The 1,711-nt window shown below is 44.5% G+C and carries 1 protein-coding gene; it reads right to left on the bottom strand.

Translation table 11 applies throughout. The features are described 5' to 3' along the window. Positions 1 to 244: 244 nt before the first annotated feature. Positions 245 to 1,354, bottom strand: a complete 1,110-nt coding sequence (locus WAM07_RS16940; protein WP_422168583.1) for an NADH:flavin oxidoreductase — start codon at positions 1,352 to 1,354, stop codon at positions 245 to 247. Positions 1,355 to 1,711: the final 357 nt, after the last annotated feature.

Here is a 1,711-nt window from a genome sequence, read left to right as displayed (position 1 = left end):
GAGAAGGAACTAGGTGAGATCCCGCAGGGAGTGAAACGAGCGAGGAAGCTCACCGTTCCCCCATAGGAAAGTGAGCTATTTCCCCACCAGCCCTTCTCCAAATATCGTAACGGACCCAAATTATCTCAGTCTTACAGTAACCGGCCCTATACTTCAATAAATCTTATATGAAAAATCAGTCAACCGTAACAGAAAAAGATTAGTAAATGGTACAAAAAAACGGCTCTCGAGGAGAGCCGTTTTACTATTTCACGAGTTCCACTTGTAATTCATGATCCTTGATGTCAGCTTGAGGCAATAATGTAGATTCGAAATCGAATTCGTTCAAGTCCTGCCCAAGCTGAACTTTATTCGGAAGATCCGGATTGGCAAGCGCACTGGTACCTAGCGAGATTAGATCGGCCTGTTTGCCTTCCAGTACTTTTTCGGCTTTCACAGGGTCGCCTAGTTTTCCATTCGCGATGACAGGAAGTCCGCTGAAGTCTTTCGCTGCCTGAGCTAACGTACGGCTGTCCGTTCCGAACGAAGGAGCGGCACCGTCTCCGTCTGTCACGTGGATATAGTCGAGAGAGCTCATTCCGAGGGTTGAAAAAATGTACTCAGCTTCATCCTCGCCATCGGCCCATTTGTGTTCAGGGTCTGATACTTTTATTTGAGACATGCGAATCCCTACCATGAACTCTTCGCCCACAGCTGCGCGGACATCTTGAATAATTTCAATGAACAAGCGGAGGCGATTTTCAACAGAACCGCCATACTGGTCCTCCCGATCGTTCAGATAATCGGTTAAGAATTGGTCAAGTAGGTATCCGTTCGCGCCGTGAAGCTCTACGCCATCAAAACCTGCGCTCTTAGCCCTCCGTGCGCTTTGTACAAATGATTCTTTCGCTTGTTTAATATCTTCTTCCGTCATTTTCTTTGGTGTCTGGAAGGGACCAGAACCACCATAAAAACCTAGCTGTTCGCCTTTTGGTGCGTTTTCTGAAGGAGCAATCGTCTCTTCTGTATAGGCGTTGCCCTGACTTTGTCCACCAGCATGCATGAGCTGGGCAATTAAGTGAGCACCTTCTTGATGGACCGTTTCCACTACAGGTTCCCAGGTTTTCATCTGTTCATCATTCGCAAGCCCCGGTTGATTGTAATAGCCCTGGCTGTACTTTTCATCCGTATAAATGCCTTCTGTGATAATCGTGCTGAAGCCGCCTTTAGCGAACCTTTCATAATAACGTCTCATCTTTTCATTCGCATGACCGTTATCGAAAGCACTGATCCGCGTCATAGGTGCCACGACGAAGCGATTGGTTAAGGACACATTTTTTAGATGTATATCTGAGAATAGATGTTCAAACTTCATGATTCCACTCCCTTTCCTATTGGTCTACTTCCACATCATAAGGTGGGGATATCTCAACTTCAAGGTATATGCTCGCTATCTATATCCTCAAGTCTATGGAGATAACGACACAAGATAGGCTGTTACTATTAAAAATGGATAATTTTTCATTTATTGGGGTAATAGATGGATAGGAGGCGTTTTATTATATGAAACGACAAACCTTTTTTATTTTACTTGCCTGCTCCAGCTTTATTTTAATTCTGTCCCTGCTTCTTGTTACATCACGTTCTACTGATCAAAAGTCTACGAAAGATACCACGGAAATGTCTGAGGTTAGCTCTGAAGATGCCGAAGAAGACATCATAAAAATCAGTT

The organism is Halobacillus sp. (assembly GCF_049282395.1).
In the GTDB taxonomy this organism is placed as follows: Bacteria; Bacillota; Bacilli; order Bacillales; family Halobacillaceae; genus Halobacillus.
This window is presented reverse-complemented; position numbering and strand designations above follow the sequence as displayed.

Bases quoted from the DNA above. Each gene is read 5' to 3' on its own strand.
- WAM07_RS16940 (WP_422168583.1), bottom strand. From the start codon at position 1,354: ATGAAGTTTGAACATCTATTCTCAGATATACATCTAAAAAATGTGTCC.